We start from the raw sequence: 25,197 nt of genomic DNA on the forward strand, positions 1-25,197 counted from the left end.
GCTATCGTTGGTGCAAAGTGGAGGGCAATCCGATGAAGCTGCTACCGGCACTATGCCTGCTATTGTTGACGAGCCTGCCAGCGATGGCGGCAGACAAGGCGAGAAGCGAGATTACCGATCGCGAGATCGAGCGAAAGGCGGTCCAGGCCGTCGTCTGGGGCATGCCTGCCGTCAACTACGATCTGATGCGGCAGGAGATGCTGAACAAGACACCGGGCAAGGTCGGCCAGGTCATCTATTGGGGCGAACCGCTCGACTGGAAGAACCAGACGCTGACGCCAAATCCCGATGCGCTTTACTTCATGGCGTTCTTCGACACGAAGGACGGGCCTTTCGTTCTCGATCTTCCTGCAGCAGAGGCGAAGGGTTCCTTCAACGGCAATATTGTTACGGTTTGGCAGCAGCCGCTTGAAGATGCCGGTCTGCTCGGCGCGGACAAGGGAAAGGGCGGAAAATTCCTCATCCTACCGCCTGATTACAAGGAAACACCGCCTGACGGATACATCCCGCTGAAATCCAATGTCTACGGCGGCTATATACTGTTCCGCTCCAATATGGCGAGCCATGACACCGCCGATGTTGAGGCCTCCATCGAATATGGAAAAAAGATGAAGGTCTATCCGCTCTCGGCAGCGGCCAATCCCCCTCAGACCGTGTTCAGCGATGTGAAGGACATCGTTTTCGATTCGACGATCCAATGGGACGCGCGCTTCTTCGACAATCTCAATCGTGTCGTCCAGGAGGAGCCGTGGATCGCGCGTGACCGGGTCATGATCGATCAGCTGAAGTCGCTCGGCATCGAGAAAGGCAAGCCCTTCAAACCGGATAGTCACGTCAAATCGTTGCTGGCAAAGGCCATGAAGGAAGCGCAAGCCCTGCTTCAAGCAAAGTACGATGACGGTTTTGCGCCGTTTTTCAGCGAGACCAGCCGTTGGACCTTTCCAGGCTATGCCGACGTCGTCACGGCCGCCCAAAGGGATTTCGACGAGGCGGATTCCTATCCTGTCGATCATCGCGGGGTGATCTACACGATGGCCTATATCGGCATCAAAAGACTGGGCGCCGGTCAGTTCTACTCGATCTCCATCCGCGACAAGGACGGCCGCGCCTTCGACGGGCGCCACACCTACAAACTGAACGCGCCGGCAAATGTGCCTGTTCAGCAATATTGGTCGGTGACCGCCTATGACCGCAAAACCCATGCGCTGATCAAGAACGTTTCGCGCGCCAGCCGATCCTCGCAGATTCCGGATCTCGCAAAGAATGCCGATGGTTCCATCGATCTGTATTTCGGGCCAAGGCCGCCGAAGGGCAAGGATGCCAATTGGGTCCCCACCGATCCGAAAAGGCACTTTGAATTGATGTTCCGCGCCTATGGGCCAACCAAGGATTTCTTCGACAAGAAATGGGTACTGTCCGATGCCGTCAGACTTCAGTAGGCCGCCGCCCGACCTTCTTGCCGTAGCGGGCCCGTTCACATCGCGCCTAGCGTCTGCTCCAATGCGTCCAGAAACTGATCGGCGTGATCACGGGCAAAGACCAGCGGCGGGCGGATCTTCAGAACGTTGGCGTCAGGGCCGCTGGCGCTAATCAGAACCTGTCTCTCCCGGAGACCGTTGACGATGCGCGCTGCAAGCGATGCCGACGGCCTGCCGTTCTCGACGATATCGGCCCCGATGAAGAGCCCTGCACCGCGGATATCGCCGATCCCCGGAAAGCGGGTCTTCAGCGCTTCGAGTCCGTGCAGGAAATGGGTGCCGACGTCGCGGGTATGGGCAATGAGATCCTGCTCCTCAATGAAGCGTAACACGGCCATGCCTGCGGCGGCGGCGACAGGATTTCCGCCGAACGTGTTGAAGTAGCGCGAGTTCTTGCCGAATTCGGCGATCACCTCGGGTCTGGCGATCAGTCCGGCGACGGGATAGCCGTTACCCATCGGCTTGCCCGTCGTGACCAGATCGGGCACGAAGCCGTGGCGCTGGAATCCCCACATCGCCTCGCCTGTTCGCCCGAAGCCAGGTTGCACTTCATCGGCAACGAAAATGCCGCCTGCCGTCCGGATCGCCTCGACGGCCGGCTTGAGGAAGCCGGCATGGCCTGGGATGACGCCGTCGCTGGAAAAGATCGTATCGACGATCAGCATCGCCGGCTTGATGCCGTGGCGTGTGAGATCGGCAATTGCGGCCTTCACGCCGTCGGCAAAGGCGGCTTCCATCTGTTCAGGCGGAAGCGAAGGATCGGGTGCGGCGACGGTGCGCACATGCGCTCCGAGATCGACATTGGGGCCGAGCGAGGGTGAGAAGGCGGCAACTGTTGCCGTGACGCCGTGATAGGCATGCGCCGTTACGATGATGCCGGTTCCGCCGGTATAGCTGCGGGCGATCCGCACGGCCAGATCGTTGGCCTCGCTGCCGGTGCAGGTGAACATGACCTGGCTGAGTTCATCCGGGCATGTCGCGGTGAGAGCCTCGGCGTAGTCGAGGATGTTTTCTTGCAGGTAGCGCGTATGCGTGTTCAGCGTTTCGGCCTGGCGGGCGATCGCCTCCAGCACCGCCGGATTGCCGTGGCCGATGGAGGCAACGTTGTTATAGGCGTCGAGATAGGCGCGTCCTTCTGCGTCGTAGAGCCAGACGCCTTCGCCGCGTACGAAATGCAGGGGCCGCTCATAGAACAGCCGGTAGGCCGGTCCGAGTACGCGTTCGCGCCGCTTGATCATCGATTGCTCGGCAGCGCTCAGGCGCTCGAAATCGCCGGCTCCGAATGCGTTGGCCATGGTCATGCTGAGTCTCCGATAGTCTGCCGGAAGAAGGCGGCAAGCGCTTCGTCGCTATGATCCGCCAGGCGAATGAGCCCGGCAAGGGCTGCCGGGTGGTTGCGCAGGATGTAGTCGCGGTTTTCAGGGTAGAGGCTGGCACGCCATTCCGGGATGAGAACGGTCATCGCCAGCCGCGTCCGCAGAAGACAGGGCAGTGCCGAAAGCTCGTCTGCGGAGAGCGGGCGGACCGCATGATAGGCCTGAAGCATCGCAACGATAGCCTCCATTCCGTCGTCACCGCCCGCCTGATAGGACAGCGCCACGGCGAGATCGTTGACCAGCGGCGCCTCGACGAGATCGCCGAAGTCGATGACCCCGGTGATCTCCGCAGGGTCGTCTGCCGCTACGAGAATGTTGTGCGGATTGAAATCGTTGTGGATCACTTGCCGTGGGAGCCCGGAAAATCCATTGGAAGCGAGACGCTCGAAGCCGTCGAGCGCTGAAACGACGAGGCTGCGCCGCTCTTCGCCAACGTGAGAGGTGAGGGGCCGCAAAGCGGCGGCGTTGCAGATGTCCCAAAGCAGGTTCTGCAGCAGCGGCTCAGGTCTGAAATCCGCCAGAGCCTGAGCGAGTCGCGCCAGGCTGCGCCCCAGCGCTTGTATCTGCGGCACGGAGCGCGGTGCCTTGTAGAGCTGAACGCCATCCAGAAATGTCAGCATGCGTACGAAGCGCTGGTCGCTTCCGAAACCCAGCTTGAGGAGAAAATTGCCGTTATAGGCCGGGATCGGCTTGGGAAGGGGAAGCGCCAGCGGTTTGCGCTCGAGGTGGCGCAAGGCATCGGTCTGGAAGGTCAGCACATCGGCGCGCTCGGCCGTATTGGCGATCTTCAGGATCGCGCGCTGGCCATGCGTGGCCTGGATCAGGAAGGTCTCGTCGCGTTCGCTTGAGAGTACCGAAGCGCGGCCGGCGATGCAGAAATACTGGGCAGCAATGGCTTCGACGCGCGCAAGCGGCGTCCTCTCCAGTTTTGCCGTCAGGGCGTCGTTGGTATCGGGCTCGGAGGTTTGGGTCATCAAGCTGGCCTTTATTGACACCGGGTCACGGACGATGTTTGAAATTCGATGCTGCGCGATTTGAACGATGCGTTGCACGCAACCGGCCAATGCCGGATGAAAGAGAAGCAATGCCGCCAGCCACCATTCCGCCGCTTACCGAAAGCTCCCGCTCCGTTCTGCGCGTCGTTGCGTCTTCCGGCCCGATCACCCGGCCGCGGCTCGGCGCGATGCTCAATCTGTCCAAGCCGACAATGACCGCAGTGATGAACGAGCTCGGCGCATTGGGACTGGTGGCCCCGATCGGTTCGCAGCAGGGGGCAATGGGCCGTTCGGCCACGGTTTATGCCCTGGGGCCGGAAGCCGGATATGTGCTCGGGATCGATGTCGGTGTCGCGCAGGTGCGCGCTGTCGCGCAGGGGCTCGACGGAACGCCGCTCGCAACCGCCGAACTGAAAATCGCCAAGCAGCAGCGCGCCACGACGGAAGAGGTGGCGGAGATCGTCGATGAGGCGGCGCGAACTGCGATCCTGGCGGTCGGCAAGCGCAGCAAGAACCTGCGCAGCATCGCTGTCGCCGTTCCACGCATCGTCTCGCGCAACCGGCTGGGGCTGAGCCGCCGCAAGGGGCCGGAAGCCGTCTTGCAGCGGTTGCGGCAATCCGTCGAAGCGCCGATCCTGCTGGAGAACAACGTCAACTGCGCGGCCTTCGGCGAGCTTCGCGACGGCGCGGCGCAGGGCCGCGAGATCTTTCTGTTTCTGCAGATCGGCGTGCGCATCGGCCTCGGCATCGTCATCGGCGGCAAGCTCTTCCGCGGCTTCAATGGCGCCGCGGGTGAGGCTGGCCGCCTGCCGTTTCCGTGGTCGGCCGGACATGTGCCGGAGCGCGAGGGCCTGGAACATCATTTGGGCTCCGATGCGCTGATGGAACGTTGCATCGCCGGATGGCCCGCCACCGCCGGGGAACCCCCGGCGACGGCACGCGAACTCTTCGACCGGGCGCATGCAGGCGAAAAGGAAGCGGTCCTCTGGGTCAACAGACATGGGGCCGATATCGGGAGAATGGTCGCTGGCTGCATCGGCTTCTTTGATCCGGGTCTCGTTGTTCTGGGCGGCGGCGTCGGTCAGAATCCGCTGATGCTCGATGAGGTCCGTCATGTTGCCCGCGACCTGACCTGGGCGACGGAGATTGCGGTGAGCAGCCTCGGCGTCAATGGCACCGTGCTCGGGGCTACCCGGCTTGCCGCCGACTATGCGCTGGCCGATATTCTCGGCGAAGCGCCGGATGCGACGCTGGTGCTGCCCGCCGGCCCGGCCTCGGACGAGGGGCCGGAAGCGTCTTTCGGCTGATCCTACACTTCCGTCGGCGACCACGGTTTCAGCTTGGTATCGGTTTGGCGATAGCGGAAGGTGATGTTCGTCAGCCCGGCGGCGTCCTGCATGTCGCCTGTTATCATCTGCAGGGCGACGATCTCGATGATCGCATCGGCGATCGGGTGGTTGAGGCCGGGCACGGCGATCACCACCAGATTGTCACGCTGGGCAATGTCGTGGCGGTTGGTGATCAGAACAGAGGGGCAGCCGAAGCCCGCCATGTCCTCGGCGATCTTCGTCTCCCGGCCGTTGCCGAAGGCGATGACACCGGTTCTCCGATCCTGCGATTCCATCGGCCCATGCAGATAGTTCATTGTGTCCCATCCGGCGGCGGGAATACGCACCGCCTCGCGGATCAACATCGCACCTTCGCCGGCATTGGCATAGCCGGTCCCTCCGCCGACGAGATCGATCGAACTGCAGGCACCGAGCATCTTTGCGGCTTCGGACGCTTGCCCCGCGGCGGATTGCAATGTCTTCGAAACAGCGGCTGGCAGGCGGTTCCACTCGGGAGAAGAGCGTCCGCCCGCCAGCCTCTCGCAGAGCAGCCCGATGGCGAGCAGCATGCCGGTATAGCCCGTTGAGCTCGCGCCATTGTCGGAACCGGACCCCGTCGGAAGGACGGCGCCGGTGAGTTCGGCAAGCGGGTTCTCGCTGCCTCTGCAGATCGCAATCTTCGGCGTGGAAGGCCGGAGCCGCATCACGTCTGAGATTTCACGGCTCTGACCCGATGCCGACAGGGCCACGAAGGCGCCGGCGGCGCTATCTAGCGCTTCGTAGAGATCGGTCGGGCAATAGGGAAAGGATGGGATGCCCAGCGCGCGAAGGTAAACGGCGCCCGCCATGGCGGCCTGATAGCTGGCGCCGATACCGGCAAAGCCTACTGTCTTGCCGGCGAATCCGCTGATATCGAGCCTGGCGAGCGCCTCGCGCACGACGCTCAGGCCTTCCGCCAGGCTTTCCGGCTGGCGGGCAACCGCGTTTCTGTAACCAATGCGTTCCATTTCCGCTTCCTCTGTCTATCCAATCGGTTCAGCCGAGCAGGCGGCGCGCGAGCGCCAGCGCGCCGTTGACCGGGGCTGCGCGCAGCAGGGTGATTTCGCTCTTCGGAGAGACTTCCGCCATCGCCCGGCGAAAGGCCTCGAACAGGCTCGGCTGCTCGACAACGACACCGCCGCCGATGACGACGTGACTGGCGTCCGCACCGCGGCTGATCAGAATGCCGACAAGGCGGGCGAGGGCGGCGGCACCGTCCTCGATCACCCTCGATGCGAGTGGCGATTTCTGCGAGGCAGCGTCGAATACGGCATCGGCATAGCTGCCCCAGACGGCCGCGCCGCGCGTCTCGTTGAGCAGGCGGCCGATCTTCGTCGCATCGTCGGTCTGCAGCTTCGACATCAGACCGGCGACAAGCGGATCACCGCTCTCGCCGAGATCGATCGACTTGCGGATCGCCCGGGCGGCTTCCCTGACGAGCGCTGCGGCACTGCCTTCGTCGCCGAGGATCCAGCCCCAACCACCGGCAACCAGCATCTCGCCTTCGCCGTTGCGTGCAACGGCAATCGACCCGGTGCCGGAGACGACCCCGATACCTGCCTCGAAGCCTGCTGCGGGAACCAGCAGTTCGGAATCGTTGACGACCTTGATCTTGCCGGTGAGGTGAGCGCCGAGGTCGCTTTCCATCTGCGTGCAATGTGGACCGGTATCGCAGCCATGGGCACCGACAGCGATAGCGGCAGGTTCTGCCTTCGCCGTTCCCGTGATCAGCGCTGCGAGTACGGCAGCATCGGCGGGCCGGTCCCATGTTCGCCAGTCCGAGGTGGGCACAACCGTATCAGCAACCACATTGCCGTCTTCGCTGACGAGCAGATGCGTCTTTGTGCCGCCGATATCGATGCCTGCGATCAGGCCGCTTTTCGCCATAGAATATATGCCTTCTGCATGAAGTTCGGTGGGCTAAAAAATATAGTTAGGCAGCTTTACAAACTATCTAGCCAAAAGGCAAGAACTATGATTTGTTAATGATCGTGAACACGCCCTAGAAAACGAAAAGGGGAGCGTAATGAGAGTGAGATCGATAGCAGGGCTGCTGACCGCAGCGACAATTGCCTGGGGGCTTTCCGCTCCCTTCACCTATGCCACGGACATTTCCTTCTGGACCTGGCGCCAGGAAGACAAGGCGGCCTACAACGAGCTGTTTGCCGACTTCACCAAGGAAAATCCGGATATCCACGTGAAGTTCGAATCCTTCCCGGATGAGAACTATCCGACGATCGTCTCGACGGCGCTGGCCGGCGGCAAGGGCGGCGATGTCATTCACACGCATGCCTATGGCTGGCTCGAGCAGTTCGTGAAGTCAGGCTATTTCGTCAAGCAGGACAGCTCCAACATGCCCTCGCTGGCAAACATGTCGGCCGATGCGCTCCTGTCGGGCACATACCGTGCAGACGGCCAGGTCTATTCGCTGCCCTTCGCCTCGCAGACCCTCGGCCTCTTCATCAACAAGGATGTCTTCGAAAAGGCCGGTCTCAAGGCGCCCACCACCTGGGATGAGTTCATTACCGTTTCCAAGGCGCTGAAGGAAAAGGGCGTCATTCCGCTCGCCAACGGCCTTGGCACCAGCTGGTTCAACGAAATGTTCGTTGCCTCCTTCACCGGCCCGCTGCTCGGCCAGGATTTCGTCTCCGACCTGAAGACCGGCAAGGCGACTTTCAAGGATCCGCGCTACATCGCGGCGCTCAACAAGCTGCTCGAGCTGCGCGACTACATGTCGCCAGGCTTCGAAGGCATCGATTACGATACCGCGGGCCAGCTCTTCGTCAGCGGCCGTGCGGCCATGCTTGCCGGCGGCAGCTTCGACATCTCCACCTACAAGGGCGAAAACCCGCAGATCAACATGGACTTCATTGCACCGCCGGCTGCAAAGGCAGGCGATGTTCCCCAGGCAACGAAGTTCTATGACGGCGGCTATGCGGTCAACGCAGCATCGCCGAACAAGGAAGCCGCTCTCAAGCTGGTCGCCTGGATGGGCACCAAGGAATTCGGCGACAAGTTCACCGCGCTCCTCGGCAACATCTCGCCGATCAAGGGCGTCGTCGTAAAGGACCCGCTGCTGGCAGAAGTCGCCAAGCTCAACGAGACCGCGATGCCGCACATCAACGTCGTCTATTTCCGCTTCCAGAAGCCCACGGGTTCCGAGTTGCTGCAGAACGACATTACGAAGATGATGTCCGGCAGCATGACGCCCGATCAGCTTGGCGCCGATCTGACCGATGGTCTCGCCAAGTGGTACAAGCCTTTCCAGGGGAAATGACATGAACAAGGACCGGCGCCGCACGACGACTTTTCTGCCGCAGCGCCGGTCCTTGTGGATCTGCTTCCTGCTCTTCCCGGCGATGGCCGTGATGACGCTCTTCGTCGTCTGGCCATTGCTCTCCGCCCTCCGTTTTGCCTTTTATGATTTTAACGGCCTGCTGCCGTCGAACTTCATCGGCCTGGAGAACTTCCGAAAGGTCCTCTTCGAGGAGCCCTATAGCGACTGGACGTTCAATGCCTTCTGGCACAATGTTATCGTCTTCGTCTCTCTGATGGTCTTCGAAAACGGCACCGCTTTCCTCATCGCCTTCGGGCTGTTGAAGGGATTGCCCGGCCACCGCATCCACCAGGTCATCGTGTTTCTTCCTGTGGTGCTGTCTTCCGTTATCGTCGGCTTTCTCTGGAAGCTCTTCCTGCATCCGCTGTTCGGTATCGTCAACGGCGCGCTGGCGCTGATCCACATCCAGGGACCGGCATGGCTCGGCAATGAAAATACCGCACTCGGGAGCATCATCTTCGCCAATATCTGGCATTGGCTGGGTTTCCCGACGCTGGTGCTGCTGGCCGGCATGCAGCGGATTTCCGCCGAGGTGATCGAGGCGGCGCGGCTCGATGGAGCCGGCGACTATGTGCTCCTCCGCCGCATCATCTGGCCGCTGATCGCCCCCAGCGTCACGATCGTCTGCATCCTGACCTTCATCGGCAGCTTCAACTGGTTCGAAATCCCTTATGTCATGGCGGGGCTGACAGGATCGCCCGGCGGATCGACCGATGTGCTCGGCCTCTATTTCTATCGCACGGCCTTCGGCAGCGTCACCAACGGTATCCAGGATTTCGGCCAGGGCAGCGCGCTCGCCGTCCTGATGTTCCTCTTCGTCGCCGGCTTCTCCTTCGTGGCGCTGCGCTTCCTGCGCCGCCGTGAAATCCAGCTCTAGGCCGCCCTTTGCCAGTTTCGGGAAACGACATGAAGAATTCCAACGAGTGGATCAAGAACGGCTTCATTCAGGCAGTGCTGGTGCTGAACGCACTCATCATGCTCTACCCGCTTGTCGTCATGGTACTTTCCTCATTCAAGAAGAATGCAGAGATCTTCACCTCGCCCTTTGCCCTGCCGCAGAGCTTCGGCTTCGACAATCTGCAGAAGGTCTGGGATCAGACGAATTTCATTCGCTACATGCTGAATTCCTTCGGAGTCACGGCGGCCTCGATCATCCTGATCCTGACCTTTGGCACGATGGCGGCCTATGCGATCGCCCGCTATGAATTCCGCCTCGGCAGCGCTGTGCTGATGTTCTTCATCAGCGGCATGACGGTGCCATTGAAGCTGGCGATCATCCCGCTCTTCATCCAGCTCGATACGCTGCATCTGGTCGATACCTATGCCGGCCTCGTCCTCGTCTATGTCGCCATGGGCCTGCCGTCGGCGGTGTTCATCATGACGGGTTTCCTGCGCACGCTGCCGCGCGAGCTGGAAGAGTCCGCGCGTATCGATGGCGCCAGTGAATTGCGGATCATGCTGAAGATCATGCTACCGCTCGCGCGCCCAGCCATGGTGATCGTGGCAATCCAGAATGCGGTGCCGATCTGGAACGACTTCTTCTTCCCGCTGATCCTGATCACCTCGGACAATCTGAAGACATTGCCACAGGGCCTGACTGTTTTCATCGGCGAGTTCACCACAGATTGGGGCGTGATGTTCACCGGCCTGACGCTGGCCGCATTGCCGATCACGCTTCTCTACATCGTGCTTTCCAAGCAATTCATCGCCGGCATCACCCAAGGCGCCGTCAAGTAATTCCAGGAGATTGGACCCGAATGAGCTCCGTGCAAATCCGCAGCGTCAGCAAGAGCTACGCCCAGACCAGCGTTATCAAGGATGTATCCGTCGATATTCCGGACGGCGAGTTCGTCATCCTCGTCGGTCCCTCCGGCTGCGGAAAGTCGACGCTTCTGCGGATGATCGCCGGACTTGAGGATATCAGCGGCGGCGAGATCGCCATCGGCGGCAACGTCATCAACGACGTCGCACCGAAATCCCGGGACATCGCCATGGTGTTTCAGAACTATGCGCTCTATCCGCATATGACGATCCGGGAAAATATGGAATTCGCACTTCAGCTGAAGAAGGTGCCGAAGGCCGAGATTGATGGCAAAGTGATGCGCGCCGCCGAAATCCTCGGGCTTCAGGATCTATTGGCACGCTATCCGCGCCAGCTCTCCGGCGGCCAGCGCCAGCGCGTCGCCATGGGCCGCGCCATCGTTCGCGATCCCAAGGTGTTCCTGTTCGACGAGCCGCTTTCGAACCTCGATGCCAAGCTCCGTGTCCAGATGCGCGCCGAAATCAAGGCGCTGCACCAGCGCTTGAAAACCACCACAGTCTACGTCACCCATGATCAGGTCGAGGCGATGACCATGGCGGACCGCATCGTCGTCATGCGCGCCGGCATCGTCGAGCAGGCCGGAACGCCGCTGGAGCTCTACGACAATCCCGCCAACATCTTCGTGGCGCAGTTTATCGGCTCTCCGGCGATGAATATCATCGAGGGGACGGTTGTTGGAGGGGCGTTCGAGAGCCTCGACGGCATCAGCTTTCCCCTGCCTGCGAATGCGCCAGCCGAGGAAAGCAGGATCCACTATGGCATCCGGCCGGAGCATATCGTCCTGTCGGACAAGGGCGTGGCCGGTATCGTCCATCTCGTCGAGCCGACCGGCGCCAGCACCGAGGTGATCGTCAGCGTCGGCAAGCATCAGGTCGTCGTCCAGGCACATGAGCGGCTGGTCGTGCAGCCCGGTCAGCAGGTCCATCTGGCCTACGATCCTGCAAAGGTCTGCCTGTTCGACGAGGGCGAGCAGCGCATCCGGATCTAGGAGCAGACCATGAGCAGCAGGAAAACTGTCATCATCACCGGTGCCGGATCCGGTATCGGCGCGGCAACGGCGATCGCCTTTGCCCGCAGCGGCTACGACGTTGCCGTCAACTACAGCCGCAACAGGACAGGCGCGGAAGACGTGGTCCGCCAATGCCTGGAAGCGGGAGCCGACGCGATCGCCATCCCCGGTGATATTGCCGGGGATGCGGATTGCCGACGGATCGCGGACGAGACGATCCGCCGCTTCGGCAGGATCGACGCGCTCGTCAACAATGCCGGCGTCACGCGCCAGGCCCCAGCCGGAGATCTCAATGCATCCAACGCTGCAGATTTCGAAGCGATCTTCCGCGTCAATGTCAGCGGCACCTATCAGATGATCCGCGCCGCCGTCCCCTATCTACAGAAGGCGCCGCTGGGGTCGATCGTCAACGTCTCGTCGGACTCGGCCATCTCGGGCTCTGGTTCGTCGCTGGCCTATGCAGCCTCGAAAGGGGCCGTCAACACGATGACCCGCGGCCTTGCGCGGACGCTGGCGCCGCATATCCGCGTCAACGCCGTCTGCCCCGGGTTCGTCGATACTTCCTGGGCGCTCTCCTGGCTCAGCGAAGATGCCTACCGTGAGTTCAAGGCCGGGCTGATTGCCGCAGCACCGCTGAAGAGCATTCCTGAGGCATCGGATATTGCCGATGCGATCCTCTGGCTGTCGGACCGCGCCTCGCGGATGACCGGGCAGTGCCTTGTCATCGATGGCGGGGCGAGCCTCGTAGAGTAAGTTCGGCAGATCAGACGCCGCGGACAGTCTGCGTGAATGTCGCCAACACTTGTGCACGCAATGCTGTTTCCGCATATGCTCGCGACAAACTTGCTGCCGGATGGATCTGCATATGCGTGGCGACAGAGCCAACTCACTGAAGTTGAAGATCGGCTTCCTGCTGGCGCGAAATTTTACGCTGAGCGCCTTTTCCCTGTTCGTCGATACGCTGCGGCTGGGCAGCGATCAGCGCGACAATTCCGGGAGAATTGCCTGCGATTGGTTGGTCATGAGTGTCGACAAGCATTTCGTGACGTCGAGCTCGGGCGTACCCGTGCCACCAAACGCGTCGCTGAAACCACCCGCCGAGTTCGACTATATCGTGGTCGTCGGCGGCCGGATCAACGAGAAGATCGAGGCGCTCGACAGCGCCGCTGTCTCCTATGTCGTCAATGCCGCGCATGCGGGTGTGCCGGTGATCGGCCTCTGCACCGGCAGTTTCATTCTGGCGGAGGCGGGTCTTCTCCAGGGAAAGAAGGCCTGTGTCAGCTGGCTGCACCATGGCGAGTTTCGCGAGCGCTTCCCGGACATCTCCGTGACGTCGCACGAGCTGTTCGTCGAGGACGGAAACGTCATCACCTGTGCGGGCGGCAGCAGCGCGGCGGATCTGGCGGCGTTTCTGCTCAACCGGCATGTCGGAGAGTTCGCCGAGAAGAACGCGCTCGAAATCCTGCAGATCGCTAGACGGCGGGATGCCAACGAGATGCAGCCCCGAAATCCGATCGGGCAGGGCAGTATCGACGATGCGAGGGTCGAAAAGGCGCTTCTGACGATGGAGCAGCATATCGAAGATCTGCTCGATATCGAGGATATCGCATCGCAGAGCGGGCTATCGCGCCGCCAGCTCGAGCGCTCGTTCCGGGCGGCGGTCGGCACTTCTCCGGCCTCCGCCTACCTGATCGTCCGGCTGGACGCGGCGATGCGCCTGGTGAAAACCACGAAGATTCCGCTCGCCGAGATCGCCATTCGCGCCGGCTTTCAGAATTCCTCGCATTTCATCAGAAAGTTCAGGGAGCGTTTCGAGGCACCTCCGGCCACCGTCCGGAAAAATATCAAGCTGCGCGGACTGAGCGGCTGAGACTGCGGCAATAAAGCCTGAGAAACAGAGTGTATCTTCGATGGCTGATAAACCGCCCGTCAATAAATCCATGTCAGATTTCCGTCATCCCATAGCCGGGATGGAGGAACATGATGCCGTCGTCGTCCCCGGTCAGGAAACGATCAAGCCGAACGGACACCGTTGAGGTCGATCGCATCGATCTCGCGAGCGACGTCTATCATCTCAAAAAGGTCTTCGACAGCTGCTCCAAGGCTGCCCGCATCGGCGCCTGGGAATGCAGTCTTGCCGATGAGCGCCTGTGGTGGACCGACATGGTCTACGAGCTCTTCGATGTCGATCCGGGAACACCTTTGGTGCGCGATGAGATCGTCACCATGTATTCCGCCGAGACGCTCAGCGAATTGAAGCGGCTTCGCAGTGCCGCGATCGAGCAGCTCGGCAGCTTTTCGCTCGACGCCGAGGTGATCACCCGAAAGGGAAATCGCCGCTGGATCAGGATCACGGCGCGGGTCGAATCCGAAAACGGCAAGGCGGTGCGGATCTTCGGGCTGAAGCAGGACGTGACGCTCGAGATCATGATGCTGAAGGAAATCCGCCATCGTGCCGATTTCGATCATCTGACGGGACTGGCGAACCGCTTCAGGTTCCATGAGCGCCTCGATACCCTCGTCGGGTCCGGGCTGGCGACCGACTGCGCGCTGCTGCTGGTTGATCTCGACGGCTTCAAACGCGTCAACGACAGCCTCGGCCACCGAGTCGGCGATTCCTGCCTGATCGAGGCGGCGCGCCGGCTGAATTTTGCCGCCGAAGGTGCTGATCTCGTATCCCGAATTGGCGGCGACGAATTCGCGGTCATTTACAGGAGCGCCTCGATCCAGCAGGTGGAGACCGCGGCAAACCGCATCGTCGCCGCCATGCAGTGGAATGCGGGGGACGATATCGCGCTCGGCGCTTCGATAGGCGTCGCATGGGCCGGATCGGGATCGACCTCGGCTTCGCTCTACGAGGAAGCGGACCGGGCGATGTACCGCGCCAAGGCGTCGGGACGAAACCGCTTCGTCGTTCATCAGCCGCCCAGTCTCGACGCCGCCTGATCGCCTAAGATCGCTGTCCGCCCGTGCTCTCGCGCACGATCAGCTTGAAGCCGAGATCGATCTGCTCGGCGCCATGGGCGGTGCTGGCGTTGACGGCCGCCAGAACTTTTTCAGCGGCGAGCCTGCCGGTCTCGTAGCGTCTCGATGCGATGGACGATAGCGAAGGGGAGGCGCAGGCGGCAAATTCCAGGTCGTGGAAGCCGATGATCGAGATGTCGCTCGGAATCCGGATATTGTGTTTCCGACACTCCTGCATGGCGCCAAGCGCAAGGTTGTCGTCGGTGCAGAAGATCGCCTCGGGAATGTTGCCGCGTTCGAACATCTCGGCGCAAAGTGCCGAGCCAAGCGCGATGGAGCTGTGGCGGGGTTTCTGCGTCACGAGCTCCAGGCTCTGATAGTCCGCCTCCTTCATCGCCAGATGGTATCCATCGAAACGCGACTGGGAACGATGATCGAGATTGCCGCTGAGGAATGCAATGCGCTGGAAACCGCGCTCGATGAGGTGGCGTGTCGCCGCCCAGCCGGCCTTCTCCTGCGACATGCCGATATTGATATCGATGGGATCGTCGGAGAGCTCGAATGTCTCGACGACGGGCATATTGGCATGAGCAAGCAGCTGCCGCGCATGTGCCGTGTGGTGAATGCCGGCCATGATGATCGCCTCGACCCGCTGGCCGAGCAGCGCCTTGACGGCATTTTCCTCCTCGAGTTCCGAATAGCGGCTATTGACGACAATGACCTGAAAGCCGGCGCCGACGAGCACTTCATGCAAGGCAAACAGATACTCGGCAAAGATCACGTTGTAGAGCGTCGGCACGATGACGCCGATCGCGTGAGTACGGGCAGAGGCGAGCCGGCTTGCGGCGATATTCGGCACGTAGCCGAGCTCCTTCACCGCGGCGTTGACACGCATGCGCAGGCCCTCGGAGACGGCATCGGGCTTGCGCAGTACCCGTGACACGGTAATCGGGCTGACGCCCGCAAGACTTGCAACATCGTCCAATGTCACGCGTCGCATGAAGTAATTCTCCGGTATGATATATTTCTCTATGCGAAGTCAGAATATCTATAGTTATGCCATAGTTGACAGCGCTAGCAAATAGAATTTGACAGCGCTGTCAACTATGTTACCTTTTTGCCGTTCCGGATATGGATGGGAATGGAGCCTTCCGGATCAAGCATGCCAATCAGATCATACTGGAGAGGCGGCTTCGATCCGCCTCGTGGAGGAGGACATTCATGCCCAAGTCGTTGAAAGCGAAGTCCATCCGGCTCGCTGGCCTTGCCGCGCCCATGCTGGCTCTTTTGTGCAGTGCTGCCTATGCGGAGCCGAAAGTCGTCTCCGGCCCGGCCGCCGATCCGCAATGCATGACGCCATGGGCGTCCGATACGCAATTCCTGCAGTTCCCCAAGAAAGAAGGCCCGTACCGCATCGCGCTGGCGAACGGCTATATCGCCAATACCTGGCGCATTCAGATGGTGCAGACGGCGAAGGCGTATGCCGCGCAGCCTGACGTCAAGGCAAAGCTCAAGGAGTTCAAGGTCGTCTCCACCGGCGAGGACGTGCCGGCACAGATATCGGCGATCAACAACTTCATTGACGCCGGATATGACGCCGTCGTCGTCGATGCGCAGAACCCGACAGCCTTTGGCCCGGTCATCAAGCGCGCCAAGGAGGCCGGTGTCGTCTTGGTTGCCTTCGACAACACGCTCGACAGCAAGGACGCGATCAACGTCAACGTCGACCAGAAAGGTCTCGGGGTCATCTGGGGCGATTGGCTGGTCAAGCATATGCCTCAGGGCGGCAAGGTTCTCGAAGTTCGCGGCGTAGCCGGCACATCCGTCGATACCGACCGCCACGATGGCATCAAGGAAACGCTCGCCGCATCCGGCAAGAAGTTTGACGTGACCGAAGTCGTCGGCAAATGGGACGACGGCGTCGCGCAGAAGGCCACGGCCGACGCAATTGCCACCAACGGCCCGTTCGACGGGATTACCGCCCAGGGCGGTGATACCGGCGTCGTCCAGGCGATGATCGATGCCAAGCATCCCTTCGTGCCGTTTGGTGGCGAGACCGAAAACGGCTTCCGCAAGCTCTGCGCTGCCCATGCCGGCGATGGCCTGAAATGCACGTCGGCCGGCACTGGCCCGGCCCAGGTTGCCGTCGCCATCAAGACGGCGATTGCTGCTCTTGAGGGGCAGGTGATCCCGCAGGCGATCAAGCTGCCGACGGCGCTCGTGTCCGATCCTGATTTCAAGGAAGGCCAGGATTACTATCCGAAGGAATCCGACAATTTCTTCGTCGGCAATGCCTTCCCCACCTGCGGCATCAATTTCACCGCCCAGGAAATCATGGGGCAGAGCAAGGAAAACCAGTAAGCGGTCCAATTTGCCATATTGACTGCGGGCGTTCGCGCCCGCAGCCTTGCTGTTGCTGCGACCGCGGGAGGTGGACGCATGAATTTGCCTGAACCGTTTTTCCGGATGGACGGCGTATCGAAGCGATATGGCGGTGTGATCGCGCTGAAGGATGCGAGCATCGCTATCCGGCCCGGCGCCATCCATGCCGTGCTTGGCGAAAACGGAGCTGGAAAATCGACGCTGATCAAGATCATGGCAGGTGCCGTCGCGCCCGATGAAGGGCGCATACTGCTCGATGGCGGCGAGGTCTCCTTCGCCAGTCCGGCTGCAGCAACGGCTGCCGGTATTGTCTGCGTCTTTCAGGAGCTGTCGCTGATCCCGGACCTGTCGGTTGCCGACAATATCGTCATCAGTAACCCGCCCTTACGCTTCGGCCTGATTGACCGGCGCCGGCAAAGGGCGATAGCCGAAGAAGCGTTGGCACGCGCCGGCGCATCCGACATTCATCCTTCGTCGCTGGTCAAGGACCTGCCGCTGTCGCGCCGCCAGATGGTGGAGATTGCCAAGGCGCTGGCCCGCAAGCCCAGGCTGATGATCCTGGACGAAGCGACGTCGGCCTTGACCCAATCCGATGTCGAGAAGGTTTTCGGCGTGTTGAAGCGGTTGCGTTCGGAAGGCATGGCACTCGTTTACATCTCCCATCGCATGCACGAGATCGCAGCGCTCGCCGACGATTGCACGGTGTTTCGCAATGGCCGCAGCATCGAATCGTATCCCGCCGGCACCAAGACCGATCAGCAGGTGGTCGAATTGATGATCGGCCGCGAATACACCAATGTCTTTCCACCGAAGCCTGCAAAACCGGCCGATCGCGCCCCGGTGCTCTCCTGCCGCGGGCTTTCCTGGGGAGACAGGTTGTCAAATATCAGCTTCGACATTCGCCCCGGCGAGATCATCGGCTTCGGCGGGTTGGACGGGCAGGGGCAGCGCGAACTGCTGCTGGCGCTGTTCGGCGTGCTTCGCGACACCAAGGGCAGTATCGAGGTTGCCGGTCAGCCGGTGGCATTGAGGAGCCCGAAACAGGCAAAGTCGGGCGGCACGTCGATTGCGCTGATCCCTGAGGATCGCAAGACGGAAGGGCTGATGCTGCCGATGACCGTGCGCGAAAACCTGTCGATTGCCGCACTCGGCAGCGTCTCCAGGCATGGCGTCATCGATCGCAGTGCCGAGCAGGCGAGGATCGACGAACTCCTGAAGCTCCTTGCAATCAAGGCCGCAACGATCGACATGCCGGTGGGGGCCCTGTCCGGCGGCAACCAGCAGAAGGTGGTCATCGCCAAATGGCTGATGAACCGCCCGAAGATCACCCTGCTCAACGATCCGACGCGCGGCATCGACGTCGGCACCAAGCAGGAAATCTACGCGCTGTTGCGCAAGCTTGCCGATGATGGCGCGGCAATCATCTTCTACTCGACCGACTACGATGAGCTGATCGGCTGCTGCGACCGTGTTCTGGTCATGTATGACGGCAGAGTCATCCGCTCGCTCGAAGGTGAAGAGATCAACGAGCATGAACTGATCGCCAGCGCACTCAACATCAATCCGCAGGCCGTCGAACAAAGGATCGGGCAATGAGCGCGAAGTCTCCAAGCGACTGGCGGTTCTGGTATGTTCAGCACAAGGGCACGCTGCTTGCCGCGGCGCTGTTCCTCGTCATGTTCGTGATCTATGTCAGCAACCATCCCGCGGGCTTCACGCCGAATGTCGTTCAGACGGCGTCGAACAAGGCAACGCTGCTTGCTTTTGTCGCCATGGCGCAGTGTTTCGTGGTCATCACCGCGGGCATCGACCTTTCGGCCGGCATGATCCTGATCCTTTGCAATTGCCTTGCGTCGTGGCTCGTGGTCGGCACACCGCTGCAAACAGGTCTTGGCATTGTCGCGGTGCTGCTGACCGGCCTTGCCTGCGGCCTGCTCAATGGCCTGATCATCATTTTCGGCAGGCTGCAGCCGATCGTCACGACGATCGCGACGAGTGCCATCTTCTTCGGCCTCGCCTTGCTGCTGCGGCCGACTCCGGGAGGATCGGTGAACGAGGATCTGGCCGATGCCTTCACCTCCAAGCTGTTCGGCATTTTCCCAACCAGCCTGATTGTCCTGGCATTGACGATCCTGATCATCTGGGTACCGTTCAGCCGGTCGGTGCTTGGCCGCGCGGCCTATGCCGCGGGTTCGTCCGAAAACGCCGCCTATATGTCGGGCATGCCGATCAAGCGGGCCAAGCTGGCAGCCTATGCGCTGGCCGGGCTCTTATCGGCGATCGGCGGCCTATACCTGACCTTTTTCTCCTATACCGGCGAGGCGGCGTTTGCGAGCGGCAACGCCTATACGCTCTATTCGATTGCCGCCGTGGTGCTTGGCGGCGTGTCGCTGGCCGGCGGCAAGGGCAGCGCCATCGGCGCGGTGTTCGGCGCCCTGGCTTTCCGCACCATCGGCGACCTGTTGTTCGTCTTCGACCTCGATCCGCTTTGGCAGCCCCTTTTCCAGGGGATCGTGCTGATGGCGGCGATCAGCATCGGCTGCATCGGGCTTGCCCGCGTTCGCAACCGGCTGGAGTGGTTCCAATGAGTGAGGATGCATCCTACATGCGCCAGTCGATCATTCCGGTCCGTCTTCGCAGCGTCGATCCGGCCGTCGCCATCGCCTTCGGCTGCATCATTCTGCTGCTGCTCGGCGGCTCGATCTACTCATCGAATTTCCTGTCTCCCGACTACTTGCTGCAGCAGCTGAAGGTCGCCTCGTTTCTTGGGGTGATCGCGACGGGAATGATGATGGTGATTCTGCTCGGCCAGATCGACCTCTCGGTGCCATGGGTGGTGACGGCGGGCGCGATGATGGCCTGTGCGGCAACGGCCTATGGTACGGCGGGCTCGATCGTTGCGATCCCCTTCGGTATCCTCTGTGGTGCGGCAATCGGCGCCTTCAACGGTGCAGCGGTTGCCTATCTGCGTATTCCATCGATGATCATCACGCTCGCGACCAATGCCGTCGTCCAGGGTCTGATGGTCGTCTATACCGGCGGTTTCGCGCCGCAGGACGCGGCCTCTCCAGCGATGCGCTTTCTTGCTACCGGCTACCTCATTCCGGCCATTCCAAACGGCGTGCTCGTCTGGCTCGTCACCGGCATTCTCACCGTTTTCCTCTTGACGCGGACGACATTTGGCCGCTCGCTCTACGCCATAGGCAACCGTGAACGGGCCGCCTACATGTCCGGCATCGATACCCGCCGGATCACGCTCCTCGCCTTTGTCATATCGGGTGCACTGAGCGCGCTCGGCGGCGTGCTGCTTGCCGGATATGCGTCGAAGGCCTCGCAATCGATGGGAGATGCCTATCTGCTGCCGTCGATTGCCGCTGTCGTTCTTGGCGGCACCCATGTACTGGGCGGCAAGGGCTCATATCTCGGGACGGTTGCAGGCGTGATCCTGATTACCCTGTTGCAATCGATCCTCTCCGTCATGCAGATCGAGGAAGCCGGACGGCAGCTGATTTACGGCGCGGTCATCGTCTGCATGCTGCTGCTCTATGGACGCCAGAAGCTTGCCTGATACAGCGCGGGCCGCGATCCTAGCCGAATTTGGTATCAAACCGTGCTTGCAAATCCATGCAGGCGGAATAGACTAACCCCATGACATCGCTCAGACAGTGACCACGGATGTACTGGCACGAGGCTGAAGCGATAAAGAAAGGTCGGTGCGATTGTTCGCCCGGCCTTTTCTTTTGGACGCGAGTGATCCGCATCTCAGATGGCTGACCGCCGACAGGTGGTGAGCAGGCATCTGAAACAGGTCGCGGCAGACTCAAAAATGCCATGTTGAATGGCAAGACCGGATACAGGCGCGCTCGACTCATCCTTGCGCCTCGTTGCGGTGACGATTGCGTGCAATCGGCGCCAGGCCCCATCAACGCTCAGAAAGTCACTGATGTCCAAAAAATCCTCCGGCGGGTTGTTCGCCGCTGCTGCCGTCGCAATTACCATGCTTTCGGCACCCGGCGCGTATGCTGCCGAGTCTCTGGCGCGCGTGGTTGCCGACGGCAATCCCTGGGAAATGTATGTCGTCAAGCGCCGGGTATCGAATATCCTGGTTTTCAAACCGGATGGCGGCGGAACGATCAGCGACAGCATGGTCAGCATTCACCCGACCTGGAAAGCCGTGGCGGACGGGATCTGCATCAGGACCGAGCCGCAGGCTGCGGAAAAATGCCTGATGCTGAAGCGGACCAAGGAGGGCATCGAGGCGTCTCAAGGCGGCAAGGCGGTCTTCATATTGAAGCGCTGATATTGTCGCCCGTCTTCGCCAGACGCGCTTGTGTCGCCAGCGCGTCGGCGCGAACATTGCCAGCGATGCCGGAATGCGCCTTGCACCAGTTGACGGTGATCTGGTCGTTCTGCTGAAGCTCGATATCGAGGGATTGCCACAGCGCGCGATCGGCAATCGCCCGCTTCCTGCGGCGGCTGTCAGGCTCGATCCTCTTCCAGCCGTTGCTTCTCCAGATGAAACGCCATCGATTGCAGCCCTCCAGCACATAGCGGGAGTCGGTCAGAATGACGGCCTGCCGGTTAGCGGCATGGGCGTTGAGCCATCGAGCGGCGTTCAGGATTGCGGTCAGTTCGACTGCATTATTCCCTGGCGCAGCCGGGAAGCGCCCGGCGCTTGCAAGCACCTCGACCTCATCCGCATAGACGACGAAGGCCCATCCCGCGTGGGCAGCACCTGGCTCGAAGGAGCCATCCGTGAAGATGATCAGCGGTTGGTGGCTCCGGGGAATATCCAGCTGGCTGTTCTCCGGTCCGCTTATAAGCTTCGTCGTCATGGCTGCCAGCCTTGATGCCTTTCCGGGAAGTGGTCAACTGGCTGCTGTCGAGGGAAGCGCCGGTTGACACCGGCCAGCACGACACCTAGCTACGTTTGAAAGTGTCCCGAACATGCGCCGGATGGCGCAGGAGATTAAAGTGGCGAAAAAGGCCAAGGAACCGAAGCTTGAACATTCGGAGCTGTCAGGTGAATTCACGGAAGATGGTGTCACCGTGCTTGTGGACATTTTCCGGACCCAGGGCAGCCAGGAAGACTGGACGATGGAAGTCGTGACCCAGTCGGAAGACCTGATCCGCTGGGACGAACCGTTCGAGACCGACCGCGATGCGTTCGACGAATTCCTGGCGACCATCGCCCGCGACGGGATCGCGTCCTTCCTCGATGACTCGGAGCCGGCCGTCCACTAGCGAGCCGGTTTCAGCGTTTCCCGTCCGGTCGATCAGGATTCGGCAAAGGGCTTTCAACCCAACGATGTAAGACTTCATTAACCAGGCTCGGATAGGAATTGTTAACCGTCCCGCCGGCGAATGGCGGGTGCTTGCTAGCGTCGGCCGACCTGATGAAACCACTGCTTCCGGCATTCTCCCGCCGTCTAGGCCTGTTCACGGCGCTGGCTTCCGTGGTGCTGCCTGTGCACGGCCTTGCCCAATCGGCGTGGTCGGGCAGCTCGGACAATGAATTCAGTAATAGTTCGAACTGGACGCCTGCCGCGCCCGGCGCAGCCGACACCGCTGTCGTCAACACCGGATCTCCGCAGGTCACAAATGGCGTTTCTGTTGGAACGCTCGATGTCGGCGGCGGCAATGTCACCATTACCAATACGGGCGTGCTGAATACGACGAACGGCACCACGATCAGCTCGGGTAGCGTCAGCATCAATGCGGGCGGCATACTGAACTCGAATGTCAGCCTGGATGGCGGCGCGCTTTCCGTCGATGGCGACCTCAACGGCCGCCTGATGCTCAACAATGGCAATGTGACGGTCAACGGCACGCTCGACAGCGCCGTGGTCGGAACGGCGACCGCATTGACCAACAATGGCGGGATGGATGCCGTCGATGTTTCCGCGGGCGGGACGTTCGTCAACAACAATGGCGCCATCACCCAGACGGTCACCAATGCCGGGACGGCTTCCAACGCCGGGACGATCGGCACTCTGACGAATACGGCGGGCAATTTCACCAACAACACCGGCGGCACGGTGACCGGGAAAACCACGGTTTCCGGCGGCACGGTCACCAACAATTTCGTCATCACCGACGCGGACGTTGCCGCCGTTGCCGCCTTCGTCAACAACAATGGAGCCACGGCCGGTGCGATCCGGAATTCCGGCGCGCTCACCAACGCCGGAACGATCGGCTCCGTTCAGAACGACGCCGGGTCGTTCACCAACAATTTCGGCGGCGTCGTTACCGGCGGCACCAACGTCTCGGGCGGCACGGTGACAAACAATGCCACCCTTCACAACGTCAATGTCGGTGCAGATGGCATGTTCACAAATGCCAGCGGCGCGGCGGCCGGCGCCGTCACCAATGCCGGTAACACATCGAATGCCGGTACGATCGATGCCCTGACCAACACCGGCGGCGCTTTCACCAACAATGCCGGCGGGACGGTGACGGGTAAGACGACTGTTACAGGCGGGGCTGTCACCAACAATTTTGTCATCACCGATGCGGATGTCGCTGCGGTCGCCGCCTTCGTCAACAACAGCGGCGCAACTGCCGGTGCGATCAAGAATTCCGGCACCGTGACCAATGCGGGCACGGTCGCCTCGCTTCAGAACGACGGCGGCACGTTCACGAACAACGGCGGTGGTGCAGTCACGGGGGCGACGACCGTCAACGGCGGCAGCGTCGTCAACAACGCAACGCTCGATGACGTCGCTGTTGGGGCAGCAGGCAGTTTCACCAACAATAGCGGGGCGGTCGCGGGCGCCGTCACGAACGCTGGCAACGCCTCTAACGACGGCACCATCGCGTCACTCGTCAACAGCGGAGGCACGTTTGCCAACACTGGGACGATCAGCGGGCCGGCAACGGTGTCCGGCGGCTCGCTGGTCAATGACGGAACGATATCCGGCGCGGTCGATATTTTCGGCGGCGGCCTTTTGTCCGGCAGCGGCGTCGTCGGTGGCCTGACGGTGAATTCGGGTGGCATCCTTTCGCCTGGCCCGGGGATTGCAACGCTTGCGGTAACGGGGGGGCTGACGTTTCGCGCGGGCTCGACCTATCAGGTGGATATCGACGCCAGTGGTGCTGCCGACAAGGTGGACGCGACAGGCGCCGTCGATATCCAGGGCGGCACGCTGGATATAAGGGCGGCGAGCGGCAATTACGGGCTGGCAACCAATTACACGATCCTCAGCGCCGGCAACATCACCGGCACCTTCGATGACGTCACGAGCAACTTCGCCTTCCTGTCGCCGACGTTGACCTACGGCACGACCGCTACCGACATGCAGCTGGATCGCAACAGTGTGCAGTTCGCCGATGTCGCGGAGACGGCGAACGGCCGTTCCACAGCGGCTGCTGTCGAGGCCCTGGGTTCGGGAAATGGTGTCTATGACGCCGTTCTGCCGCTGGATATCAGCACCGCCAACAGCGCCTTCTCACAGCTAAGCGGCGAGGTTCACGCTTCGCTCAAAAGCGCTTTGCTGTGGGAAAGCCGCTTTGCCCGCGATGCAATTATCGAGGAAGTGGCATCGCGCACCGATCAGCAGCACGACCAGGCAACATTCTGGAGCGCTGGCTTCCTGTCTTCAAACAGCTGGCAGGGCGATGGCAACGCCGCCGGTCTCGACACCACGACATCAGGCATCATCGCAGGTGGGGACGTGCCGGTTTCGGATCACTGGCGTCTCGGCGGGATGGCCGGTTACAGCCACGATGCCCTCGATCAGGCGGATACGGATTCATATCACGGCGGTCTTTATGCCGCGGGCGATTTCGGACCCCTCGACCTCGTCGGTGGGGCCATCTATTCTCACAACGACGCATCGACCCAGCGCGACATCGCCTTCGGCACCTTTGCTGATCAGCTGACCGCCGGCTATGCCAGCGCCACGAGCCAGGTCTTCGCCGGCATCTCCTGGACGCAGGAGCTGGATGCCATCAAGCTGCAGCCCTTCGCCAACCTTGCCTACGTCAATCTGGATAGCGATGGCTTCCGCGAGAGCGGCGGTGCGGCGGCCTTGTCGGCTACGGACGGCAACGACGCGATCGTCGCCTCGACGATCGGCTTTCGCTGGTCGGCCGACTGGCCGCAGGGCGATCTTCCAGTCAAGGTCTCCGGCATGTTCGGCTGGCGGCATCTCGCCGGCGACCTGACGCCGTATTCGAGCCTGGCCTTTGCAGGCGGCTCGCCGTTCGTCATCGAAGGGGTCGAGATGCCCCAGGATTCCCTGCTGGTGAGGCTCGGCCTCTCCGCAGCACTCACCAAATCCACCTGGCTGACGCTCAGCTATTCCGGCGAGTTCGGCAAGGGCCTGCAATCCAGTACGGCACAGGCGAGACTGGTTGCGAATTTCTAGGAGGGGCCGCACCTCCTGATGCGCCCGATAAAATCCGCCGGATTGCAAAACCGGTCTTGAGCCGCCGCGTGCCGAAGACTACCGTCCGAACCGTCGAA

The 25,197-nt window shown here is 61.3% G+C and carries 22 protein-coding genes; 16 read left to right on the forward strand and 6 right to left on the reverse strand.

Going from position 1 to position 25,197, the window contains the following annotated elements:
• The first annotated feature begins 32 nt into the window (after positions 1-32).
• Positions 33-1,439 carry a DUF1254 domain-containing protein gene (locus J2X43_RS30480; protein ID WP_112389974.1) on the forward strand — a complete coding sequence of 469 codons (1,407 nt, stop codon included), beginning with the start codon at positions 33-35 and terminating at the stop codon, positions 1,437-1,439.
• Between the two features lie 35 nt (positions 1,440-1,474).
• Here the strand turns inward: J2X43_RS30480 and J2X43_RS30485 are convergent, their stop codons facing one another.
• Together J2X43_RS30485 and J2X43_RS30490 are read right to left on the reverse strand one after the other, a co-directional pair.
• On the reverse strand, positions 1,475-2,779 hold the full coding sequence (locus tag J2X43_RS30485; protein WP_310301335.1) for an aspartate aminotransferase family protein: 1,305 nt from the start codon (positions 2,777-2,779) through the stop codon (positions 1,475-1,477).
• The gene (locus J2X43_RS30490) at positions 2,776-3,828 is read right to left on the reverse strand and encodes a phosphotransferase (protein WP_310301339.1); all 1,053 of its coding nucleotides are present in this window, start codon (positions 3,826-3,828) and stop codon (positions 2,776-2,778) included. The genes J2X43_RS30485 and J2X43_RS30490 overlap by 4 nt, the downstream gene beginning before the upstream one ends.
• A 110-nt stretch (positions 3,829-3,938) precedes the next feature.
• Here J2X43_RS30490 and J2X43_RS30495 point away from each other — a divergent pair, with 110 nt between their 5' ends.
• Positions 3,939-5,156, forward strand: coding sequence for an ROK family transcriptional regulator (locus J2X43_RS30495; protein ID WP_112389971.1), 1,218 nt, complete (start codon positions 3,939-3,941; stop codon positions 5,154-5,156).
• Between the two features lie 2 nt (positions 5,157-5,158).
• Here J2X43_RS30495 and J2X43_RS30500 read toward each other — a convergent pair whose 3' ends face one another.
• Both J2X43_RS30500 and J2X43_RS30505 read right to left on the reverse strand, forming a co-directional pair.
• Positions 5,159-6,184, reverse strand: a complete 1,026-nt coding sequence (locus tag J2X43_RS30500) for an SIS domain-containing protein (protein ID WP_112389970.1) — start codon at positions 6,182-6,184, stop codon at positions 5,159-5,161.
• A gap of 28 nt (positions 6,185-6,212) precedes the next feature.
• Entirely contained in the window at positions 6,213-7,103 is an 891-nt protein-coding gene (locus J2X43_RS30505; RefSeq protein WP_112389969.1) for a BadF/BadG/BcrA/BcrD ATPase family protein, read from the reverse strand.
• Between the two features lie 139 nt (positions 7,104-7,242).
• On the opposite strand from J2X43_RS30505, the gene J2X43_RS30510 reads away from it, so the two are divergent.
• From J2X43_RS30510 to J2X43_RS30540, 7 genes are all read left to right on the forward strand, one after another.
• Positions 7,243-8,493, forward strand: coding sequence for an extracellular solute-binding protein (locus J2X43_RS30510; RefSeq protein WP_112389968.1), 1,251 nt, complete (start codon positions 7,243-7,245; stop codon positions 8,491-8,493).
• A gap of 1 nt (position 8,494) precedes the next feature.
• Positions 8,495-9,430 (forward strand): carbohydrate ABC transporter permease, encoded by a 936-nt coding sequence (locus J2X43_RS30515; RefSeq protein WP_112389967.1) that lies wholly within the window; start codon positions 8,495-8,497, stop codon positions 9,428-9,430.
• Between the two features lie 29 nt (positions 9,431-9,459).
• Positions 9,460-10,290: a carbohydrate ABC transporter permease gene (locus J2X43_RS30520; RefSeq protein WP_112389966.1), complete on the forward strand. Its 831-nt coding sequence runs from the start codon at positions 9,460-9,462 to the stop codon at positions 10,288-10,290.
• Positions 10,291-10,310: 20 nt separating this feature from the next.
• Entirely contained in the window at positions 10,311-11,363 is a 1,053-nt protein-coding gene (locus tag J2X43_RS30525; protein WP_112389965.1) for an ABC transporter ATP-binding protein, read from the forward strand.
• Between the two features lie 9 nt (positions 11,364-11,372).
• Complete coding sequence (locus tag J2X43_RS30530) at positions 11,373-12,137, forward strand: SDR family NAD(P)-dependent oxidoreductase (RefSeq protein WP_112389964.1); 765 nt, start codon at positions 11,373-11,375, stop codon at positions 12,135-12,137.
• Between the two features lie 112 nt (positions 12,138-12,249).
• The gene (locus tag J2X43_RS30535; protein ID WP_112390083.1) at positions 12,250-13,254 is read left to right on the forward strand and encodes a GlxA family transcriptional regulator; all 1,005 of its coding nucleotides are present in this window, start codon (positions 12,250-12,252) and stop codon (positions 13,252-13,254) included.
• Positions 13,255-13,367: 113 nt separating this feature from the next.
• Positions 13,368-14,330: a GGDEF domain-containing protein gene (locus J2X43_RS30540; protein WP_112389963.1), complete on the forward strand. Its 963-nt coding sequence runs from the start codon at positions 13,368-13,370 to the stop codon at positions 14,328-14,330.
• A gap of 4 nt (positions 14,331-14,334) precedes the next feature.
• Here J2X43_RS30540 and J2X43_RS30545 read toward each other — a convergent pair whose 3' ends face one another.
• Positions 14,335-15,348 carry a LacI family DNA-binding transcriptional regulator gene (locus J2X43_RS30545; protein WP_112389962.1) on the reverse strand — a complete coding sequence of 338 codons (1,014 nt, stop codon included), beginning with the start codon at positions 15,346-15,348 and terminating at the stop codon, positions 14,335-14,337.
• Positions 15,349-15,569: 221 nt separating this feature from the next.
• On the opposite strand from J2X43_RS30545, the gene J2X43_RS30550 reads away from it, so the two are divergent.
• The 5 genes from J2X43_RS30550 to J2X43_RS30570 all read left to right on the forward strand — a co-directional run bounded on the left by J2X43_RS30550 (position 15,570) and on the right by J2X43_RS30570 (position 21,030).
• Positions 15,570-16,709: a sugar ABC transporter substrate-binding protein gene (locus tag J2X43_RS30550; RefSeq protein ID WP_112389961.1), complete on the forward strand. Its 1,140-nt coding sequence runs from the start codon at positions 15,570-15,572 to the stop codon at positions 16,707-16,709.
• Positions 16,710-16,787: 78 nt separating this feature from the next.
• Positions 16,788-18,326, forward strand: coding sequence for a sugar ABC transporter ATP-binding protein (locus tag J2X43_RS30555; protein WP_112389960.1), 1,539 nt, complete (start codon positions 16,788-16,790; stop codon positions 18,324-18,326).
• Positions 18,323-19,318 carry an ABC transporter permease gene (locus J2X43_RS30560; RefSeq protein ID WP_112389959.1) on the forward strand — a complete coding sequence of 332 codons (996 nt, stop codon included), beginning with the start codon at positions 18,323-18,325 and terminating at the stop codon, positions 19,316-19,318. Before J2X43_RS30555 ends, J2X43_RS30560 begins: the two co-directional genes overlap by 4 nt.
• Complete coding sequence (locus tag J2X43_RS30565) at positions 19,315-20,298, forward strand: ABC transporter permease (RefSeq protein ID WP_112389958.1); 984 nt, start codon at positions 19,315-19,317, stop codon at positions 20,296-20,298. The genes J2X43_RS30560 and J2X43_RS30565 overlap by 4 nt, the downstream gene beginning before the upstream one ends.
• A 375-nt stretch (positions 20,299-20,673) precedes the next feature.
• Complete coding sequence (locus J2X43_RS30570; RefSeq protein ID WP_112389957.1) at positions 20,674-21,030, forward strand: hypothetical protein; 357 nt, start codon at positions 20,674-20,676, stop codon at positions 21,028-21,030.
• On the opposite strand, the gene J2X43_RS30575 is transcribed toward J2X43_RS30570, so the two are convergent.
• The gene (locus J2X43_RS30575) at positions 21,014-21,565 is read right to left on the reverse strand and encodes a ribonuclease H (protein WP_112389956.1); all 552 of its coding nucleotides are present in this window, start codon (positions 21,563-21,565) and stop codon (positions 21,014-21,016) included. The genes J2X43_RS30570 and J2X43_RS30575 overlap by 17 nt on opposite strands.
• 139 nt (positions 21,566-21,704) lie before the next feature.
• Here J2X43_RS30575 and J2X43_RS30580 point away from each other — a divergent pair, with 139 nt between their 5' ends.
• The gene (locus tag J2X43_RS30580; RefSeq protein WP_405049668.1) at positions 21,705-21,974 is read left to right on the forward strand and encodes a hypothetical protein; all 270 of its coding nucleotides are present in this window, start codon (positions 21,705-21,707) and stop codon (positions 21,972-21,974) included.
• A 152-nt stretch (positions 21,975-22,126) separates the two neighbouring features.
• A complete protein-coding gene (locus J2X43_RS30585) occupies positions 22,127-25,099 on the forward strand; it encodes an autotransporter domain-containing protein (RefSeq protein ID WP_112389955.1) in 2,973 nt (990 codons plus the stop codon).
• Positions 25,100-25,197 lie beyond the last annotated feature (98 nt).

It is taken from the genome of Rhizobium sp. BE258 (assembly GCF_031457345.1).
In the GTDB taxonomy this organism is placed as follows: domain Bacteria; phylum Pseudomonadota; class Alphaproteobacteria; order Rhizobiales; family Rhizobiaceae; genus Rhizobium.

What these genes read in the sequence shown, in the direction of transcription:
- J2X43_RS30480 (WP_112389974.1), top strand. Translation starts at nt 33, where the DNA reads ATGAAGCTGCTACCGGCACTATGCCTGCTATTGTTGACGAGCCTGCCA.
- J2X43_RS30485 (WP_310301335.1), bottom strand. Translation starts at nt 2,779, where the DNA reads ATGACCATGGCCAACGCATTCGGAGCCGGCGATTTCGAGCGCCTGAGC.
- J2X43_RS30490 (WP_310301339.1), bottom strand. Translation starts at nt 3,828, where the DNA reads ATGACCCAAACCTCCGAGCCCGATACCAACGACGCCCTGACGGCAAAA.
- J2X43_RS30495 (WP_112389971.1), top strand. Translation starts at nt 3,939, where the DNA reads ATGCCGCCAGCCACCATTCCGCCGCTTACCGAAAGCTCCCGCTCCGTT.
- J2X43_RS30500 (WP_112389970.1), bottom strand. Translation starts at nt 6,184, where the DNA reads ATGGAACGCATTGGTTACAGAAACGCGGTTGCCCGCCAGCCGGAAAGC.
- J2X43_RS30505 (WP_112389969.1), bottom strand. Translation starts at nt 7,103, where the DNA reads ATGGCGAAAAGCGGCCTGATCGCAGGCATCGATATCGGCGGCACAAAG.
- J2X43_RS30510 (WP_112389968.1), top strand. Translation starts at nt 7,243, where the DNA reads ATGAGAGTGAGATCGATAGCAGGGCTGCTGACCGCAGCGACAATTGCC.
- J2X43_RS30515 (WP_112389967.1), top strand. Translation starts at nt 8,495, where the DNA reads ATGAACAAGGACCGGCGCCGCACGACGACTTTTCTGCCGCAGCGCCGG.
- J2X43_RS30520 (WP_112389966.1), top strand. Translation starts at nt 9,460, where the DNA reads ATGAAGAATTCCAACGAGTGGATCAAGAACGGCTTCATTCAGGCAGTG.
- J2X43_RS30525 (WP_112389965.1), top strand. Translation starts at nt 10,311, where the DNA reads ATGAGCTCCGTGCAAATCCGCAGCGTCAGCAAGAGCTACGCCCAGACC.
- J2X43_RS30530 (WP_112389964.1), top strand. Translation starts at nt 11,373, where the DNA reads ATGAGCAGCAGGAAAACTGTCATCATCACCGGTGCCGGATCCGGTATC.
- J2X43_RS30535 (WP_112390083.1), top strand. Translation starts at nt 12,250, where the DNA reads ATGCGTGGCGACAGAGCCAACTCACTGAAGTTGAAGATCGGCTTCCTG.
- J2X43_RS30540 (WP_112389963.1), top strand. Translation starts at nt 13,368, where the DNA reads ATGCCGTCGTCGTCCCCGGTCAGGAAACGATCAAGCCGAACGGACACC.
- J2X43_RS30545 (WP_112389962.1), bottom strand. Translation starts at nt 15,348, where the DNA reads ATGCGACGCGTGACATTGGACGATGTTGCAAGTCTTGCGGGCGTCAGC.
- J2X43_RS30550 (WP_112389961.1), top strand. Translation starts at nt 15,570, where the DNA reads ATGCCCAAGTCGTTGAAAGCGAAGTCCATCCGGCTCGCTGGCCTTGCC.
- J2X43_RS30555 (WP_112389960.1), top strand. Translation starts at nt 16,788, where the DNA reads ATGAATTTGCCTGAACCGTTTTTCCGGATGGACGGCGTATCGAAGCGA.
- J2X43_RS30560 (WP_112389959.1), top strand. Translation starts at nt 18,323, where the DNA reads ATGAGCGCGAAGTCTCCAAGCGACTGGCGGTTCTGGTATGTTCAGCAC.
- J2X43_RS30565 (WP_112389958.1), top strand. Translation starts at nt 19,315, where the DNA reads ATGAGTGAGGATGCATCCTACATGCGCCAGTCGATCATTCCGGTCCGT.
- J2X43_RS30570 (WP_112389957.1), top strand. Translation starts at nt 20,674, where the DNA reads ATGTCCAAAAAATCCTCCGGCGGGTTGTTCGCCGCTGCTGCCGTCGCA.
- J2X43_RS30575 (WP_112389956.1), bottom strand. Translation starts at nt 21,565, where the DNA reads ATGACGACGAAGCTTATAAGCGGACCGGAGAACAGCCAGCTGGATATT.
- J2X43_RS30585 (WP_112389955.1), top strand. Translation starts at nt 22,127, where the DNA reads ATGAAACCACTGCTTCCGGCATTCTCCCGCCGTCTAGGCCTGTTCACG.